Raw genomic sequence first — 18,122 nt, 5'->3', positions numbered from 1 at the left:
ATTTATAGTAATATAAATGTTTTATTACATCATTCCTGGCATTCCACCACCCATTGGAGGCATTCCACCACCAGCAGGTGCATCTTCTTTAATATCAACTAAAGTACAAGCTGTTGTTAAAATCATACCAGCAACAGAAGCTGCATTTTCTAAAGCAATACGAGTTACTTTTGTAGGGTCAATAATTCCAGCTTTTAGCATTTCGGTATATTCTTCAGTTTTGGCATTGTAACCAAAATCTCCTTTACCTTCAGCTACTTTAGCAACAACTACAGAGCCTTCACCACCAGCATTTTCAACAATTTGGCGTAGTGGTTCTTCAATAGCACGAGCTAAAATTTTAATACCAGTTACTTCATCTAAACTATCTGTGGTAATAGATTTTAAGATTTCAATAGTTCTAACTAAAGCAACACCACCACCTGCAACAATTCCTTCTTCAACAGCGGCACGTGTTGCGTGTAATGCATCATCAACTCTATCTTTTTTCTCTTTCATTTCAACTTCACTTGCAGCACCCACATATAAAACTGCAACACCGCCAGCTAATTTAGCCAAGCGTTCTTGTAATTTTTCTTTATCGTAGTCTGAAGTTGTAGTTTCAATTTGTGCTTTAATTTGAGAAACACGCGCTTTAATTGAATCTGCTTCACCAGCACCATTTACAATAGTTGTATTGTCTTTGTCTATAGTAACTCTTTCGGCAGAACCTAGCATTTCTAAAGTTGTTTTTTCTAGAGTTAATCCTCTTTCTTCAGAAATTACTGTACCACCTGTTAAAATAGCAACATCTTCTAACATTGCTTTTCTTCTGTCTCCAAATCCAGGTGCTTTTACAGCAGCAATTTTAAGTGCTCCACGTAATTTATTCATTACTAATGTAGCTAAGGCTTCACCTTCAACATCTTCAGCAATAATTAATAGTGGTTTTCCACTTTGCGCAACTGGTTCTAAAATTGGTAATAAATCTTTAAGATTTGTTATTTTTTTATCGAATAATAAAATGTAAGGATTTTCTAAATCTGTTAACATTTTATCTGCATTGGTTACAAAGTAAGGAGATAGGTAACCTCTATCAAATTGCATACCTTCAACAATATCTACATAGGTAGCAGTTCCTTTTGCTTCTTCAACAGTAATTACACCTTCTTTTCCAACTTTTTCAAAAGCTTGCGCAATTAAATCTCCAATGGTTTCATCGTTGTTAGCAGAAATAGATGCAACTTGTTTTATTTTTTCTGATTTGTTACCAACTTCTTGAGATTGTTCTCTTAAGTTTCCAACAATAGCTTCAACTGCTTTGTCTATTCCACGTTTTAAATCTAATGGGTTTGCACCTGCAGCAACATTTTTTAAGCCTTCTTTTACAATTGCTTGTGCTAATACAGTTGCAGTTGTAGTTCCATCACCAGCTAAATCGTTGGTTTTTGAAGCGACTTCTTTTACCATTTGAGCACCCATATTTTCAAGTGGGTCTTCTAATTCTATTTCTTTTGCTACAGATACTCCATCTTTTGTTATTGATGGGCCTCCAAAAGATTTACCAATTACTACATTTCTTCCTTTAGGTCCTAAAGTTACTTTAACAGCATTTGCTAAAGCATCTACACCACGTTTTAATCCGTCACGTGCTTCAATATCAAAAATTATTTCTTTTGCCATTTTATTCTGTTTTTTTGTGCAAAATGCTATTGGCTATTTGCCTTTAGCTTTTTGCTAGTTTTATAAATTAATGTATTAAGCCAATTGCTAAAAGCGAAAGGCTAGAAATCTGAATTTTAAACAATTGCTAAAATATCGCTTTCTCTCATTATTAGATATTCACTTCCTTCTAAAACAAGTTCAGTACCAGCATATTTACCATACAAAACAGTATCACCAACTTTTACAGTCATTGGTTCGTCTTTTGTACCGTTACCAACTGCTAAAACAGTTCCTTTTTGTTGCTTTTCTTTTGCCGAATCTGGAATAATTAAACCTGAAGCTGTTGTAGTCTCTGCAGGTAGAGGCTCTATTAAAACTCTATCCGCTAATGGTTTGATGTTAATTTTACTCATTTTATAATTAGTTTAAATTTATTAATTCTACGATATAATAGTCTAAAAGTGTGCCAATATTTATAAACTGACAAATGTACTTTTGAATAAAAATATAGGCATAAAAAAAATGCCAACGTGTCACACACATTGGCATTTTTTGACTTTTAAAAAGTGTTTTTTATTGAACAGTATCTTGTGTTGTAGGTGTTTCTACAGGTAAAGCTGCTGGCGCATCTTGTACTTCACGATTTTCAATAGTATTTTCAATTTCAGATGTTGTATCAACTGCATGCGTTTTTGGTGCAGCAAAGTTTGATAATAAGATAAGTGCTAAAAGTACAATTGAAAGTGTCCAAGTACTTTTATCTAAAAAACTGGTTGTATTTTGTACACCTCCTAGAGACTGTGTACCTCCTCCTCCAAATGAAGAAGACAATCCTCCTCCTTTAGGGTTTTGAACCATAATAATTAATATTAGCAAAAATGCTACTACCATAATCAGAACTAGGAATAATGTATATGTCATGACTTATTTTTTTGTAAAATTTTAATTGCTTTAATTTGGTCTGCAAAGAAACCACTTTTTTCTGGATATTTCAAACTTAAAATGCGATAGGCTTTTATTGCATTTTCAAATTTTTGTTGTTCAAGATATACTTTTGCCAAAGTTTCAGTCATTAAACTCTCGTTTTCTGTAATGCTTTTTGGTGCAAGATCTTGATTGACAGTTGTTTTGGAGATTGGTTTAATTTTTGGCTTACTCTCTATAAACTTATTTATTAAAGTTATTTTATTGCTTATAGGAGTATTTTTTTCTGTTGTTTCTTTTCTAATAATTGGCTTTTTAGCAACCAATTGCATCCATTCGTTAAAAGAATGAGGCTCTGTATTTTTAAAATTTAGCGGTTTTCCAATCTCTAAAGTTTCTAAAGTTGCTTTTTGAAGCGCTTCAATTTCAGCTGGTTTAACTGTTTTTTTAGTTAATATTTCGTCTGTTTCTTCAACAGTTGTTGCTGCTTTTTTAGGAAGTGCTTCTATAGTTTCGGGTTCAATTATTTCAATTTCTTCTAAAATTGGTGGTGTTGTAATTGTATTTTTTACAAAATTTTGTGAAGTAATAAAATTAAAAAGCACCGATCTGTCTACAGTATAAGCGGCTGTTTTTTTTAAGGCTTGGTTGTATTTAAAACTATTGGTATTGTTTAAACCTTTTAACTGTATAGCTCTTGCCAACTGAAAATACGGATATTCTTTTATAACAGCTTCTAATTCGGCTGTTTTAGCTGCATCAATTGAGGCGGTATTTTGTATTAATTCTATAAAGTTATTGGTGTTCATAAACCATTACCATTTTGCTACCGAAGCATTAAAAATATCTTGTGCAATACGTTCAATAATTTCATCAAAAGCATCGTCTAAAGCGCTACCAATTAATTGAACGTCGCCTCCATAATCGTAATAATGAGAGAAGCTTTTTTCAAAATTATCGTCTTCGTTTTTATTATTAAAGAAACGAACATTTACTGTAATTGTTAGCCTGTTTTGTGCAGCTGTTTGTTCTGCAGTAGCTGTCATTGGGTTTATTTTATACCCAGTAATTTCACCTTCAAACTGCAAATCTCCACCAGAATTTACCGATGTTAAATTTGTTTGCGTATCAAATAAATCTCTAAGTTCTGTAGTAAATACCTGACTTAAACTTGGTTCTACCAAAATAGCTTCATTTGGGAAATAATCTATTTGTACTGTTTTTACATCAGGACTTATATTTGTTCCTGTAAAAGAATAAATACCACAACTTTGATATGTAACTAGTGAAAGAAATAGTATTAGTAAGTTAACTTTTTTCATTTTTTTTTAATGTTGAAGGTTAAAATTCAGCAATTTTAGTACAGAATTTTGGTTTTTTGTAAACTTTTTATGAATCTTGTCATTTTTGAGTAGGCATAAATCTATTTTTATACAGTAGATTCCTGTTTTTATTTCGACTCCGCTCAGTGACTTTATACGAATGACAAAAATCGATTTCAAATATAATTATAATTAACTATAAATTGTATTGTTTTATTTTACGATACAGTGTTCTTTCTGAAATACCTAGTTCTTTAGCAGCTAATTTTCGTTTGCCATTATTGCGTTCTAACGATTTTTTTATCAATTCTATTTCTTTATCTTGAATGGATAAACTTTCGTCTGCATCTATGGTTTCAGTAAAAGGATAATCTTCTTCTAAATTATTATAGGTTTCATTAATTCTAACAACTTCAACACGATTTTCGTCTTGTTCTTTAAACTGTTTTTCTTTGTATATTTTTTGAATTAAATGTTTGTTTTCTTCCTGAACTTTATCTGAATTGTTGTTTTTTAGTAAATCGAGTGTTAGTTTCTTTAAATCGTTGATATCATTACGCATATCAAACAGTATTTTGTACATGATTTCTCGTTCTGAAGCAAAATCACTGTTAGACGATTTTTCGTTACTATTTACCACAGAAGGTAAATTGGTGCCTTCAGTTGGTAAATATTCCAATAATTTTTGTCCGGTAATTGCGCGTTCTTCTTCTACAACAGATATTTGTTCAGCAATATTTTTTAACTGTCTAATATTCCCTGGAAAACCATAATTGTTCAACATTTTTATGGCATCATCAGTTAAGCGAACTGTAGGCATTTTATATTTTTGTGCAAAGTCTGATGCGAATTTTCTAAATAATAAATGAATATCGCCCAAACGATCTCGCAAAGGAGGTAGGTTAATTTCAATAGTGCTTAACCTGTAATATAAATCCTCTCTAAATTTACCTTTAGAAATGGCGCTGCGCATTTTTAAATTTGTTGCTGCAACAATACGCACATCTGTTTTTTGAACCTGTGAAGACCCTACTTTAATAAATTCACCATTTTCTAATACACGTAATAATCTAACTTGTGTTGTTAGTGGTAATTCACCAACTTCATCTAAAAAAATAGTACCCTTATCAGCAACTTCAAAATATCCTTTACGTGTTGTTGTTGCGCCAGTAAACGCACCTTTTTCGTGTCCAAACAATTCACTATCTATAGTTCCTTCAGGAATTGCTCCACAGTTTACAGCTATGTATTTTGCGTGTTTTCTATGAGATAAAGCGTGAATTATTTTCGGAATATTTTCTTTACCAACTCCACTTTCACCAGTTACTAAAACAGAAATATCTGTTGGCGCAACTCTAATGGCTTTTTCAAGCGATCTGTTTAAGAGTAGGTCGTTTCCAATAATACCAAAACGTTGTTTTATTACTTGTAATGATTCCATAACTAAGCTCTTTTTCCTAATAGCGTTGCGGAAGTACAATTTTCGACTAAAACCTGTACAAAATCACCAATGTTTTCATCTCCTTTCGGGAAAATAACCATGGCGTTTTGCGAATTTCGTCCTTTCCAATGTGCATCCGATTTTTTTGAAGTTCCTTCAATTAAAACTTCAACGGTTTTACCAATAAATTGTTCCATTCGGTAATTTCCGTGTGCTCTTTGTAGTTGAATTATTTCATTCAATCTTCTTTTTTTAACAGCAAGTTCAACATCATCTGCCATTCTTTTTTCTGCTGGAGTTCCAGGTCTTTCAGAATAGGCAAACATAAAACCAAAATCGTATTTTACATACTCCATTAAACTTAAAGTATCTTGATGTTCTTCTTCTGTTTCTCCACAAAAACCAGCAATCATATCTTGCGACAAAGCACAGTCTGGGAGTATTTTTCTTATATTATCAATAAGTTCTATATATTCTTCACGCGTGTGTTGTCTGTTCATTCTTTTTAATACACTGGTACTTCCAGACTGTACAGGTAAATGAATGTATTTACAAATATTTTCGTGTTTGGCCATTGTATAAATAACATCTAAGCTCATATCTTGTGGATTAGATGTTGAAAAACGAAAACGTGTTTTAGGAAATTCTGTAGCAGCCAAGTCTAATAATTGTGCAAAATCTACTGCAGTAGCTTTGGCAATTTCAGAAGCATTTTTAAAATCTTTTTTTAAGCCACCACCATACCAAAGGTAGCTATCTACATTTTGTCCTAATAAGGTAATCTCTTTATAATTGTTAGCTACCAAGCCACGAATTTCTTCTAAAATACTTTTCGGATCTCTACTTCTTTCACGTCCACGTGTAAATGGTACTACACAAAAGGTGCACATATTATCGCAACCTCTGGTTATTGAAACAAAGGCAGACACTCCGTTGCTATTTAATCTAACCGGAGAAATATCTCCGTAGGTTTCTTCTTTAGATAAAATTACATTTACAGCATCTCTTCCAGCGCTAACATCAGCTAATAAATTAGGTAAATCTTTATAAGCATCGGGTCCAACAACCAAATCAACAATTTTTTCTTCCTCTAAAAATTTAGCTTTTAAACGTTCAGCCATACAACCTAAAACACCGACTTTCATCGCTGGATTTATTTTTTTAACAGCATTGTATTTTTCTAAACGTTTACGAACGGTTTGTTCTGCTTTTTCTCTAATAGAGCAAGTGTTTACCAAAACTAAATCAGCTTCCTCAAGTAAATGCGTAGTATTATAACCTTCATCAGAAAGTATTGAAGCAACAATTTCAGTATCATTTAAATTCATTTGGCAACCATAACTTTCTATATAAAGTTTTTTATGATTTCCTTCCTTTTGATCTGTTAAAAGCGCTTGACCTTGTTTTTTTTCTTCTATAATTTTTTCGCTACCCATATTTTTTTTATTGGATTGCAAAGATATAACCAATTTTTTGAAGATATGACATATTGTCATAATTTTAACAATCCTTTAGAAGTTGGTTTTAGGATGTGAAAGTTGCTAGTCGCAAGTTTAAAGTTAATTTTCCAACTTTTCAACTAACCAAGTTCAAGATGACGAGAGGTTTAGGATGACGTTATTTTAAAACCCGTCATTGCGAGGGCGTGTTGTAATGCAGTGAAAACACAACTGCGGCAATCTGTTGCTTAAGACCTCAATCAATATATAACCGTCATGCTGAACTCGTTTCAGCATCTGCCCCTAAAGAACCCCAAACATCATCTAGTTAAGTTCATGAGATTGCCGCGGTCGCTTTTCCCTGGCGCCGGCTGACCTGATCACTAAAAATGTTCACTGAACATTTTCTTCACGTTCCATCCCGCAATGACGGAATTCATTATAGCTCGTCATTACGGGATGACGAATTTTAAAACGTCCTATGAGAATTTAAGTAGCAATCTAAGGAATTGAAGCAGAAAGAGTAAGCCAAATAGCGCAGCGGTCTGGCGTCGACTGCGTAACTTCCGTAAGATTCAATTAAATTATCATCAGACTAGATTTTTTTGTTTAGCTCACGCCTGCCTTATTATTTATTTGGAGTTCGTGAATCTCCTATCGTCGATTTCGTTTTTTCATCGATGGAAAAAATGAAAAATAAGATAAAATAAAAAATGTTTAAGCATTTTAATTATAATCATAAGATCCCGAAATCGGAGATTCACGAACACCTTTTTATAAAATAATAATGAATAGTGAGTAACCAAGTTCGGGATGACGAGAGGTTTAGGATGAAGTTATTTTAAAACCCGTCATTGCGAGGGCGTGTTGTAATGCAATGAAAACACAACTGCGGCAATCTGTTGCTTAAGACCTCAATCAAAATATAACCGTCATGCTGAACTCGTTTCAGCATCTGCCCCTAAAGAACCCCAAACATCATTTAGTTAAGTTCATGAGATCCCGAAATCGAAGATTCACGAACACCTTTTTATAAAATAATAATGAATAGTGAGTAACCAAGTTCGGGATGACGAGAGGTTTAGGATGAAGTTATTTTAAAACCCGTCATTGCGAGGGCGTGTTGTAATGCAGTGAAAACACAACTGCGGCAATCTGTTGCTTAAGACCTCAATCAATATATAACCGTCATGCTGAACTCGTTTCAGCATCTGCCCCTAAAGAACCCCAAACATCATCTAGTTAAGTTCATGAGATTGCCGCGGTCGCTTTTCCCTGGCGCCGGCTGACCTGATCACTAAAAATGTTCACTGAACATTTTCTTCACGTTCCATCCCGCAATGACGTTAGTATTTAAACTTTTCAACTAATTCCTAGTTTACTTCATAAGATGCTGAAATCGAAGATTCAGCGGAGCTAAATAAATTCAGCATGACGAAATATTATAGAAACCGTCATCCCGAACTCGATTCGGGATCTCATGTGGTAATCTAAATTTTGTTTAATATTCTAACTTTTTTCATTTGCTCTGTTCATTTTTCCATTGATGAAAAACGAACCAAAAAATCTAGGCTTACGAAACTTTATCTAAATGTTTTGTTCAACATCTAAATTTTAGGAACTCGCTTTTAATATTTTTAGCTAGCTATCAAATTTATTGTTAGCTCAAACAGCCTAAAATTTTACGATGTCTTCACTTCACATTTTACGATAAACTTTCGATAGGCCGGGTTAAACTTTATTCCGTCATTGCGAGGGCGTGTTGTAATGCAGTGAAAACACAACTGCGGCAATCTGTTGCTTAAGACCTCAATCAATATATAACCGTCATGCTGAACTCGTTTCAGCATCTGCCCCTAAAGAACCCCAAACATCATCTAGTTAAGTTCAAGAAATTGCCGCGGTCGCTTTTCCCTGGCGCCGGCTGACCTGATCACTAAAAATGTTCACTGAACATTTTCTTCACGTTCCATCCCGCAATGACGGAATTCATTATAGCTCGTCATTACGGGATGACGAATTTTAAAACGTCCTATGAGAATTTAAGTAGCAATCTAAGGAATTGAAGCAGAAAGAGTAAGCCAAATAGCGCAGCGGTCTGGCGTCGACTGCGTAACTTCCGTAAGATTCAATTAAATTATCATCAGACTAGATTTTTTTGTTTAGCTCACGCCTGCCTTATTATTTATTTGGAGTTCGTGAATCTCCTATCGTCGATTTCGTTTTTTCATCGATGGAAAAAATGAAAAATAAGATAAAATAAAAAATGTTTAAGCATTTTAATTATAATCATAAGATCCCGAAATCGGAGATTCACGAACACCTTTTTATAAAATAATAATGAATAGTGAGTAACTAAATTCAGGATGACGTTACTTAAAAACCGCAATTAAAATATAACCGTCATGCTGAATTCATTTCAGCATCTGTCTATAATGAAATACCAATCATTATTTAGTTTAGTTCATGAGATCCCGAATCAAGTTCGGGATGACGGAAGCCAACCGCCAAAAGCCCACAGCTTACAACCAACTTTCAACTTTAGACTTTCAGACTTTCTAACTTAAAAACAAAAAAGCTTCGACTCCGCTCAGCCGCCGATGTATTCGATTTTCAAACCAAACTTCATGAGATCCCAAAATCCCAGATTCAGTAGAGTTAAATAAATTCAGAATAACGGTAGGTTTGGGACAACGGTTTTCAATAAGTAAAAACATTAACAAATCCTCAATTTAAAGCCCAAAAAATGCTTTTTTAATTGTAGATACCTTATTATTTTAACATAATATTTAAGAAAAAAATCTTATTTATTGCAAATAGAATGTTAAAATTAAAAATAGTTTTCTTAGTAAATATAGGGGTTAAGAGGCGTTTTATTTATTTTTAATGTATGGTGTTTGATAAGTTTTAAAAATCTTATATACATTTGCAATTCTTAAACACCATTATAGGTAACAGGTGTTTTTTATGAAAAAAGAACAGATATATGGCAAAAAATTTGGTAATAGTAGAGTCACCAGCAAAAGCAAAAACAATTGAAAAATTTCTAGGTAAAGATTTTCAAGTCGAATCTAGTTTTGGACATATTGCAGACTTGCCCTCTAAAGAAATTGGAATAAATGTAGAAGGAGACTTTATGCCAAATTATGTAGTATCTACAGATAAAAAAGCTGTTGTAAAAAAACTAAAAAGTTTAGCAAAAAAAGCAGATACTGTTTGGTTGGCTTCGGATGAGGATCGCGAGGGAGAGGCTATTGCTTGGCATTTATTTGAGCAATTAAAATTAAAAGATGTTGCTACAAAACGTATTGTTTTTCACGAGATTACCAAAAAGGCAATTTTAAAAGCTGTTGAAAATCCAAGAAGTATAGACTACCACTTAGTAAATGCACAACAAGCACGTAGAGTGCTCGATAGGTTGGTGGGTTATGAATTATCGCCTGTGTTATGGAGAAAAATAAAAGGAGGTTTATCTGCAGGTAGAGTACAATCTGTAGCGGTTCGACTAATTGTAGAAAGAGAACGCGAAATAACAGCATATACACCAGTAGCAAGTTATAAAGTTGTTGCTGAATTCACCAATTCTGAAGGTAAAAAATTTAAAGCGAACTTGCCAAAAAGTTTCGATACTAAAGAAGCAGCAGAGGCATTTTTAAACTCGTGTATTGGTGCTGATTTTAAAGTTGAAGATTTACAAAAAAAACCAGCTAAAAAATCGCCAGCAGCACCATTTACAACATCAACATTGCAGCAAGAAGCTTCAAGAAAGTTGTATTTTCCTGTTGCAAAAACAATGATGATTGCACAGCGTTTGTATGAAGCCGGTTTAATTACGTATATGAGAACAGATAGTGTAAACTTATCTGACGATGCTAAAAATGCGGCACAAGAAGAAATTATTGCTTCTTATGGCGAGGCTTATAGCAAACCAAGAAATTTTACTTCTAAATCTAAAGGAGCGCAAGAAGCTCACGAAGCCATTAGACCAACATCTATGGATCAGCATACAGTTTCTGTAGATTACGATCAAGATAGGCTGTACGATTTAATTTGGAAAAGAACCATTGCTTCACAAATGAGCGATGCGCAATTAGAACGTACAAATGTTAAAATTTCGAACTCTAACAACACTACTATTTTTACCGCTAACGGTGAAATGATAAAGTTTGAAGGGTTTTTAAAGGTATATTTAGAAGGTACAGATAACGAAGATGAAGAGCAAGAAGGAATGTTGCCTAATTTAACAAAAGGAGATGCCTTAATAAATAAAAATATTGTGGCAACCCAAAGGTATTCTAGACCGCCATACAGATATACTGAGGCTTCTTTGGTAAAAAGATTAGAAGAATTAGGAATTGGACGTCCGTCTACTTATGCACCAACCATTTCAACAATTCAACGTAGAGAATATGTAGAAAAAGGAACTATTGAAGGTGTAGATAGAGATTATACACAAATAAAATTAGCCAAAAATAAGGTGGTTTCTAAAGTTTTAACCGAAAAAGTAGGTTCAGACAAAGGAAAATTAGTGCCAACAGATATTGGAAATATAGTAAACGACTTTTTAGTAGAGAATTTTTCAAATATTTTAGATTTCGGATTTACAGCAAAAGTAGAATCTGCTTTTGATGAAATTGCAGAAGGAAAAGAAGATTGGATTTCTATGATTAAAGATTTCTATAATAATTTTCATCCAATAGTAGAAGATGTTGCAGCAAATGCAGATAGAGCAAAAGGTGAGCGTTTATTAGGTGTAGATCCTAAAAGTGGTAAAAATGTATATGCGCGTTTGGGTAGATTTGGAGCAATGGTGCAAATAGGAGAGGCTACAGATGAAGAAAAACCGAGATTTGCAAGTTTACAACCAGACCAAACCTTAACAACCATAACTTATGAAGAGGCAATGGACTTGTTTAAGCTTCCTAAAACTATTGGTGGTTATGAAGGGAAAGATATTGTAGTAGCCAATGGTAGATTTGGACCTTATATTAAGTACGATACTATGTTTGTATCTATTCCAAAAGATGAAAATCCAATGTCTGTAGATGTTAACAGAGCTATTGAGTTAATTCAAGAAAAACAAAAAGCCGATGCCCCAATTGGTAGTTATGAAGACTTGCCAATACAAAAAGGTGTAGGTAGATTTGGACCTTTTATCAAATGGAACAATATGTTTATCAATGTCAATAAAAAATACGATTTTGATAACTTAACGCAAGCAAATCTTGTAGAATTAATTGAAGATAAAAAGCGAAAAGAAATTGAAAAAGTAATTCATAATTGGGAAGAAGAAGGTATTAGAGTTGAAAAAGCACGTTGGGGTAGATTTAATATTTTAAAAGGAAAAATTAAAATAGAAATGCCAAAAACAACCGATGCTAAAAATTTAACTTTAGAAGAGGTAAAAGACATTATTGAAAAGAAAGCACCAAAAAAGAAAGCAACTAAACGAAAAACAACTAAAAGAAAATCTACCAAAAAATAAATTTTTTACTATCTTGCCAACAATTAGATTACTTTAACCCCTAAGAATGAATTTTGATTATCTTAATCCCGTAGATAATTCATTAGTGAATTATGCTAAAATGCAATCCAATCTTTCGTTTGGTCAATGTATTAAGATATACGCTACTAAAGGTGATTTTCCGGATTTAACTACTACAAAAATTGCAATTATAGGCGTTTTAGACGGTAGAGCTGCGGTAAACAATTCGGAAACAGGGTCTAGTTTAGAACCAATACGAAAAGAATTGTATAAATTATTTCCTGGCAATTGGCCTATAAATGTTGCCGATTTAGGAGATATTGTACAAGGAAATACCATAGAAGACACCTACTTTGCAGTAAATGAACTTACCAATTACTTAATAAGAAATAAAATTATTCCAATTATTATTGGAGGCGGACAAGATATTACCTACGCAAATTACAGAGCTTACGATACTTTAGAACAAACGGTTAATATTGTTGCTGTAGATAGTAAGTTTGATTTAGGTTCTATAGAAGACGACTTAAATTCACAATCGTATTTAAGTAGAGTGGTTATGAATCCGCCAAATAATTTATTTAATTTTTGTAATATTGGGTATCAAACCTATTTTAACTCACAAGACGAAATAGATTTGTTAAGTAGCCTTTATTTTGATACCTGTAGATTGGGCGAAGTTTTAAATTCAATTCAAATAGTAGAGCCTATTTTAAGAGATGCAGATATTGTAAGTATAGATATGGCTTCTGTAAAAAATGCCGAATCGCCAGCCAATAACAATGCAGGGCCTAATGGACTTTCAGGAACTGATATCTGTGCAATAGCACGTTATGCAGGTATTAGTGATAAGGTAACATCCTTTGGTATTTATGAATACAATCCATTGTTAGATACTAAAAATCAATCGGCGCAATTAATCGCTCAAATGATTTGGTATTTTATAGAAGGGTTTAATTTTAGAGCCCATGATTATCCATTTGGATTAAAAGATCAGTACCAAAAATTTATTGTACCCATAGAAAATGAGTTGCTAAATTTTTATAAAAGCAACAAAAGTGGGCGTTGGTGGATGGAAATTGAAATAAGTAATAATAATAAATTTAAAAGACATGCGTTAATACCTTGTACATATCAAGATTATATAAGTGCAAGTAACCAAGAAATTCCTGAAAGATGGATGCGAACATATAAAAAATTAAACTAAATAAGAAGGGTTACATACTAAAATTCATCTTTTTAAGTTTAAAACTGATTAAATTAAATATTGTATTTTAAAATAATTAGTAATACGTTTGCCAAAAGAATTATAAATTAATATGAAGAAAATATCATTGTATATTTTACTAGCATTAGTGGTAGTCAGTTGCGGATCAAATGATCAAGGAGAATTAGTAGGGGTAAGAGGTTCCGGTAATTGGCATTCAGAAAGACCGTTGGGTATGACACTAATCCCTGGTGGATCTTTTACAATGGGTAAGCAAAGTGAAGACGTTGCAGGTTCACTTAACTCCCCAGCCAGAACTGTAACTGTACGTCCTTTTTATATGGACGAAACAGAGATTACAAATAGCGAGTACAAAGAATTTGTATATTGGGTAAGAGATTCTATTGTTAGAACAGAACTAGCATTGTTCTCAGAATTAATGTCTTATGATGGAGAACCTGTATTAGAAGAATACAAGTTTTTAAATATTGACTCTACCGATATGTCTCCATATCAAAAATATATGATGAAAACTTACGGTAGCTTAGGCGATTTAAATTCTCCAACCCAAGGTAAAATGCTAAATTGGGACGAAGAAATTATTTGGAATGTACACGAATTTCCTAGTGAAGAATATGCCGAAGTAATGATTGATTCTATTTTAACACCTATTGAAGATAGTTTTGAAGGTAGAAGAATGTTAAATGTAGAAAAATTAAAGTTCACTTATTATTGGTTAGATCAAGAAGCTGCTGCCAGAAATAAAGGAAACAGAAGAGATTTTATAAAACAAGAAACTGTAAATGTGTATCCAGATACCACTGTTTGGGTACGTGATTTTAAATATTCGTATAACGATCCAATGCATCAAGATTATTTTTACCACCAAGCTTATAACGATTATCCTGTTGTTGGTGTTACTTGGATGCAATCAAAAGCATTTTGTAGATGGAGAACTAAAAAGAAAAACGATTATTTAAGTTCAAAAAGAAATCCTACACAAGTACCACAATTTAGATTGGCAACAGAAGCCGAATGGGAATATGCTGCTAGAGGCGGTCTTGAAAATGCAACGTACCCTTGGGGAAATCCTTACCTTACTACAGATAGAGGATGCTTCTTAGCAAACTTTAAACCTACAAGAGGTAATTATGCGGTTGACGGTGCTTTGTACACTGTTGAAGCAAAATCATATCCACCAAACGACTATGGTTTATACAATATGTCTGGAAACGTTGCCGAATGGACGAACACTGCTTACAGTGAAGCGTCATATTATATTGGGTCTACTATGAATCCAAATGTAGAAATAGATAAAAATCATAGAAAAGTAATTAGAGGAGGTTCTTGGAAAGATGTTGCTTATTTTTTAGAAGTAAGCACACGTGATTATGAATATGCAGATTCAGCTAGAAGTTATATTGGCTTTAGAACCGTACAAGATTATTTAGGAACAGATATAAATGGAAATTAACAAACTTTAAAACTTTAACATTACGAATTATGGCACAATCAAAAGCAACCAAGAAAATATTTAATATGGCCTATGGGCTTGGAGCATCAGTAGTAATTATTGGGGCACTTTTTAAATTAACACACTATAGTATTGGCCCGTTAACAGGTGGTGTAATGCTAGCAATTGGTTTAATTACAGAAGCAGTTATTTTTGCAATTTCAGCTTTTGAACCCGTTGATGACGATTTAGATTGGTCGCTTGTTTATCCAGAATTAGCTGGTGGTAGTGGTTCTGCAAGAGAAAAAGCAACAATTCAAGAAGCTACACAAACAGAAGGTCTTTTATCTCAAAAATTAGACGCCATGCTTAAAGAAGCAAAATTAGATGCTAATTTAATGCAAAGCTTAGGAGAAAGTATTAAAAACTTTAAAGGAGCTGCAGAAAATATTGCTCCAGCAGTAGATTCTATTGCTGCAACTACTAAATATAGCGAGCAATTATCTTTAGCTGCTGCACAAATGGAGTCGTTAAATAGTTTGTATAAAGTACAATTAGACAGCACAGGCCGACAAGCTGAAATAAATGAGCAAGTTGCCGTAAATGCTGGAAAATTAAAAGAACAAATGGAGTCGTTAGCTACTAATTTATCATCGTTAAATGGTGTGTATGGAGGTATGTTATCTGCAATGTCTAATAAATAATTAGTTGTTTATTGTAAATAAATTATTAATCAAAAAAAACTAATTAAAAATGGCTTCAGGTAAATTATCACCAAGGCAAAAGATGATAAACTTAATGTATTTAGTGTTTATTGCTATGTTAGCAATGAATATGTCTAAAGAAGTTTTATCAGCTTTCGGTTTTATGAATGAAAAGCTAGTTGAAAACAATTTAACAGCTACACAAAAAAACACCCAAACACTTAGCAACTTAGCTACAAAAGCACAAGAACAACCAGAAAAATATGGCGATTTGTATCAAAAAGCAAATACCATTAATCAACTATCAAAAGATTTTACAAGTTATTTAGAATCTAAAAAAGCTTTCTTTTTAGAAAAACAAGAAGATCCAAAAAATTACGAAAGTATGGATCAATCAAATCTTGTGGACGAACATTTTTTTGCAAATGATAAATTTACAGAAGAAGGTCAAGAATTTTTAGATCAAATTAATGGCTATAAAGATGAAGTTGTAAGCATTTTAGGCGAAAACAATCCGTTAAGCGCTGTTATTAAAAAACGTTTCGATACTTCAGACCAAAAAAAGGGCGCTGGTACGCAACCTTGGTTAAACAATAGATACGAAGGCTTTCCTTTAATTTCTACCGTAACCAATTTAACGTCTATGCAAATGGATGTTAAAACTACAGAATCTGAAATTTATAGCAGTCTGTTAGGTGGTCAATTAGAAAGTGATGTTTCAATGTCTAACTACAAAACAATCTTAATTCCAGAAAAATCTGCCTTTTTTCAAGGTGAAAATTTTAAAGGAAAAGTAGTTTTAGGTCGTTATGACGCTTCTTTACAACCTTCAGAAGTAATAGTAAACGGAAAAACAATTACTAAAATAGAAGATGGTGGTGCGGTTTTAGACTTTCCTGCAGGTAGTGTTGGAGAACGCGAAGTAAAAGGTAAATTTGTGTTTATAGAAAATGGAGAACCGGTAGAAATTGCTATCAATAGCTCTTATGCCGTAATTCCAAAACCAAATAGTGCTGTAATTTCAGCGGATAAAATGAATGTAGTGTATAGGGGTGTGCCAAACCCAATGACTATTTCTATTCCTGGAATTCCAGACAATTTAGTAAAAGCAACTGCACCGGGTTTAAACAGTGTATCAGGATCTGGAAAATATGTAATGACTCCAGGTTCAGGTAGAGAAGTAACAATTAAAGTTTCTGGAACATTGCCAAATGGACAATCGGTAAGTTCTTCTCAAAATTTTAGAATTAAAGACATTCCTTCACCACAAGGAACTATAAGAAAAGAATCTGGTCACGTAGTAATGCCAAAATCTAGTTTAGAAAATGCAACGGTTGGGGTACAATTACCAGACTTTGATTTTGATTTAAAACTTTCAACAACTGGTTTTACACTTAAAGTACCAGGGCAAGGTGCTGTTGTTGTTAGAGGGAATAAAATGAATTCTGCTGCAAAAAAATCGATAGCAAAAGCTAAAAGAGGTGATGTAGTTACAATATTTGACATTAAATCTTCGTTAGTAGGAAACAGTGGATATAAAATAAAAAACGCTTCACCTGTAAGTGTTGAAATTCAATAAACTGAAATAAATGATAAATAAGAGAAATATTGGAATGTTTATTTTATTGTGTGTGTTGTTTCAAACAACGTACGCACAATCTAATCTTTTAAATGCTAAAAGTCCTTCCGATATTGGTAAAAAAACGGCTGCTCAAAAAGCTGTTGATGATGATAGACCTTTACCATATGGCTATGTAGATGATAGAGATATTTTATGGTCTAAAATGGTTTGGGAGTATATAGACCTTAACGAGCGCATTAACTTACCGCTGTATTACCCAGTAGACACCACCAATGTAGCAAGTGATAGAAGATCTTTATTCGATACCTTATTAAAAGGAATTAGATCGGGTGAAATAACCGAAGTGTACGACGATTCTTATTTTACAGCAAAATTAACAAAAGCAGAAATTAATGCTAAGCTATTTAGAGTTGATACCACCGATGCTGGTTTTGATGAATTAAATGCAGGTGCTATTAATATTGATGAATATGTTGATAAAATAAATTTAACATCGCAAGATATTGAAGGCTTTAAAATAAAAGGTTATTGGTATATAGATAAACGTCAAGGAGAATTAAAATACCGTTTATTGGCATTGGCTCCAATCGCTCCAGATGTACAAACTATGGGGAGAGAAGATATTAATATAGCCGAACAATTGCCTTTATTTTGGGTATGGTTTCCAGATGCACGAAATTTATTGCATAAAATGAAAGTATTCAACCCAAAAAATTCTGCATTCCCTATTTCTTATGATCATATTTTAAATGCGAGAAGGTTTAATTCCATTATCTATCAAGAAGAAAATGTATATGGAGATAGAGAAGTTTCAGAGTATGTAAAAGGTAATGCTTTATTCCAAGTTATGGAATCTAATAGAATTAAAGAAGAAATTAGAAATAAAGAGCTAGATATGTGGAGCTATTAACGCTTTAAACA

At 33.0% G+C, this 18,122-nt stretch carries 13 protein-coding genes; 6 read left to right on the top strand and 7 right to left on the bottom strand.

Annotated features, from left to right (window positions below; translation table 11 throughout):
- Positions 1-24: 24 nt before the first annotated feature.
- The 7 genes from groL to miaB all read right to left on the bottom strand — a co-directional run bounded on the left by groL (position 25) and on the right by miaB (position 6,767).
- On the bottom strand, positions 25-1,662 hold the full coding sequence (gene groL, locus MKD41_RS08455; RefSeq protein WP_240241870.1) for a chaperonin GroEL: 1,638 nt from the start codon (positions 1,660-1,662) through the stop codon (positions 25-27).
- A gap of 116 nt (positions 1,663-1,778) precedes the next feature.
- Positions 1,779-2,057 carry a co-chaperone GroES gene (locus MKD41_RS08450; RefSeq protein WP_240226704.1) on the bottom strand — a complete coding sequence of 93 codons (279 nt, stop codon included), beginning with the start codon at positions 2,055-2,057 and terminating at the stop codon, positions 1,779-1,781.
- A gap of 160 nt (positions 2,058-2,217) precedes the next feature.
- Positions 2,218-2,565 (bottom strand): preprotein translocase subunit SecG, encoded by a 348-nt coding sequence (gene secG / locus MKD41_RS08445; RefSeq protein WP_240241869.1) that lies wholly within the window; start codon positions 2,563-2,565, stop codon positions 2,218-2,220.
- A complete protein-coding gene (locus MKD41_RS08440; protein WP_240241868.1) occupies positions 2,562-3,377 on the bottom strand; it encodes a hypothetical protein in 816 nt (271 codons plus the stop codon). The genes secG and MKD41_RS08440 overlap by 4 nt, the downstream gene beginning before the upstream one ends.
- A gap of 6 nt (positions 3,378-3,383) precedes the next feature.
- Complete coding sequence (locus MKD41_RS08435) at positions 3,384-3,890, bottom strand: LptE family protein (RefSeq protein WP_240241867.1); 507 nt, start codon at positions 3,888-3,890, stop codon at positions 3,384-3,386.
- Positions 3,891-4,086: 196 nt separating this feature from the next.
- On the bottom strand, positions 4,087-5,331 hold the full coding sequence (locus MKD41_RS08430; RefSeq protein WP_240241866.1) for a sigma 54-interacting transcriptional regulator: 1,245 nt from the start codon (positions 5,329-5,331) through the stop codon (positions 4,087-4,089).
- Positions 5,332-5,333: 2 nt separating this feature from the next.
- Positions 5,334-6,767, bottom strand: a complete 1,434-nt coding sequence (gene miaB / locus MKD41_RS08425; protein ID WP_240241865.1) for a tRNA (N6-isopentenyl adenosine(37)-C2)-methylthiotransferase MiaB — start codon at positions 6,765-6,767, stop codon at positions 5,334-5,336.
- A gap of 2,989 nt (positions 6,768-9,756) precedes the next feature.
- Between miaB and topA the strand changes: the two genes are divergently transcribed.
- The 6 genes from topA (at position 9,757) to gldN (ending at position 18,111) form a co-directional block, all read left to right on the top strand.
- A complete protein-coding gene (gene topA, locus MKD41_RS08420) occupies positions 9,757-12,255 on the top strand; it encodes a type I DNA topoisomerase (protein WP_240244987.1) in 2,499 nt (832 codons plus the stop codon).
- A 46-nt stretch (positions 12,256-12,301) separates the two neighbouring features.
- Positions 12,302-13,462, top strand: a complete 1,161-nt coding sequence (locus MKD41_RS08415; RefSeq protein WP_240244986.1) for a formimidoylglutamase — start codon at positions 12,302-12,304, stop codon at positions 13,460-13,462.
- 112 nt (positions 13,463-13,574) lie between these two features.
- On the top strand, positions 13,575-14,936 hold the full coding sequence (gene gldK, locus MKD41_RS08410; RefSeq protein ID WP_240244985.1) for a type IX secretion system lipoprotein PorK/GldK: 1,362 nt from the start codon (positions 13,575-13,577) through the stop codon (positions 14,934-14,936).
- A 29-nt stretch (positions 14,937-14,965) separates the two neighbouring features.
- Complete coding sequence (gene gldL, locus MKD41_RS08405) at positions 14,966-15,619, top strand: T9SS inner membrane protein PorL/GldL (RefSeq protein ID WP_240244984.1); 654 nt, start codon at positions 14,966-14,968, stop codon at positions 15,617-15,619.
- A gap of 49 nt (positions 15,620-15,668) precedes the next feature.
- Complete coding sequence (gene gldM, locus MKD41_RS08400) at positions 15,669-17,198, top strand: type IX secretion system protein PorM/GldM (RefSeq protein WP_240244983.1); 1,530 nt, start codon at positions 15,669-15,671, stop codon at positions 17,196-17,198.
- A 10-nt stretch (positions 17,199-17,208) separates the two neighbouring features.
- Positions 17,209-18,111, top strand: coding sequence for a type IX secretion system protein PorN/GldN (gene gldN, locus MKD41_RS08395; protein ID WP_240244982.1), 903 nt, complete (start codon positions 17,209-17,211; stop codon positions 18,109-18,111).
- Positions 18,112-18,122: the final 11 nt, after the last annotated feature.

The sequence above is a fragment of the Lutibacter sp. A64 genome, assembly GCF_022429565.1.
GTDB lineage: Bacteria > Bacteroidota > Bacteroidia > Flavobacteriales > Flavobacteriaceae > Lutibacter.
This window is presented reverse-complemented; position numbering and strand designations above follow the sequence as displayed.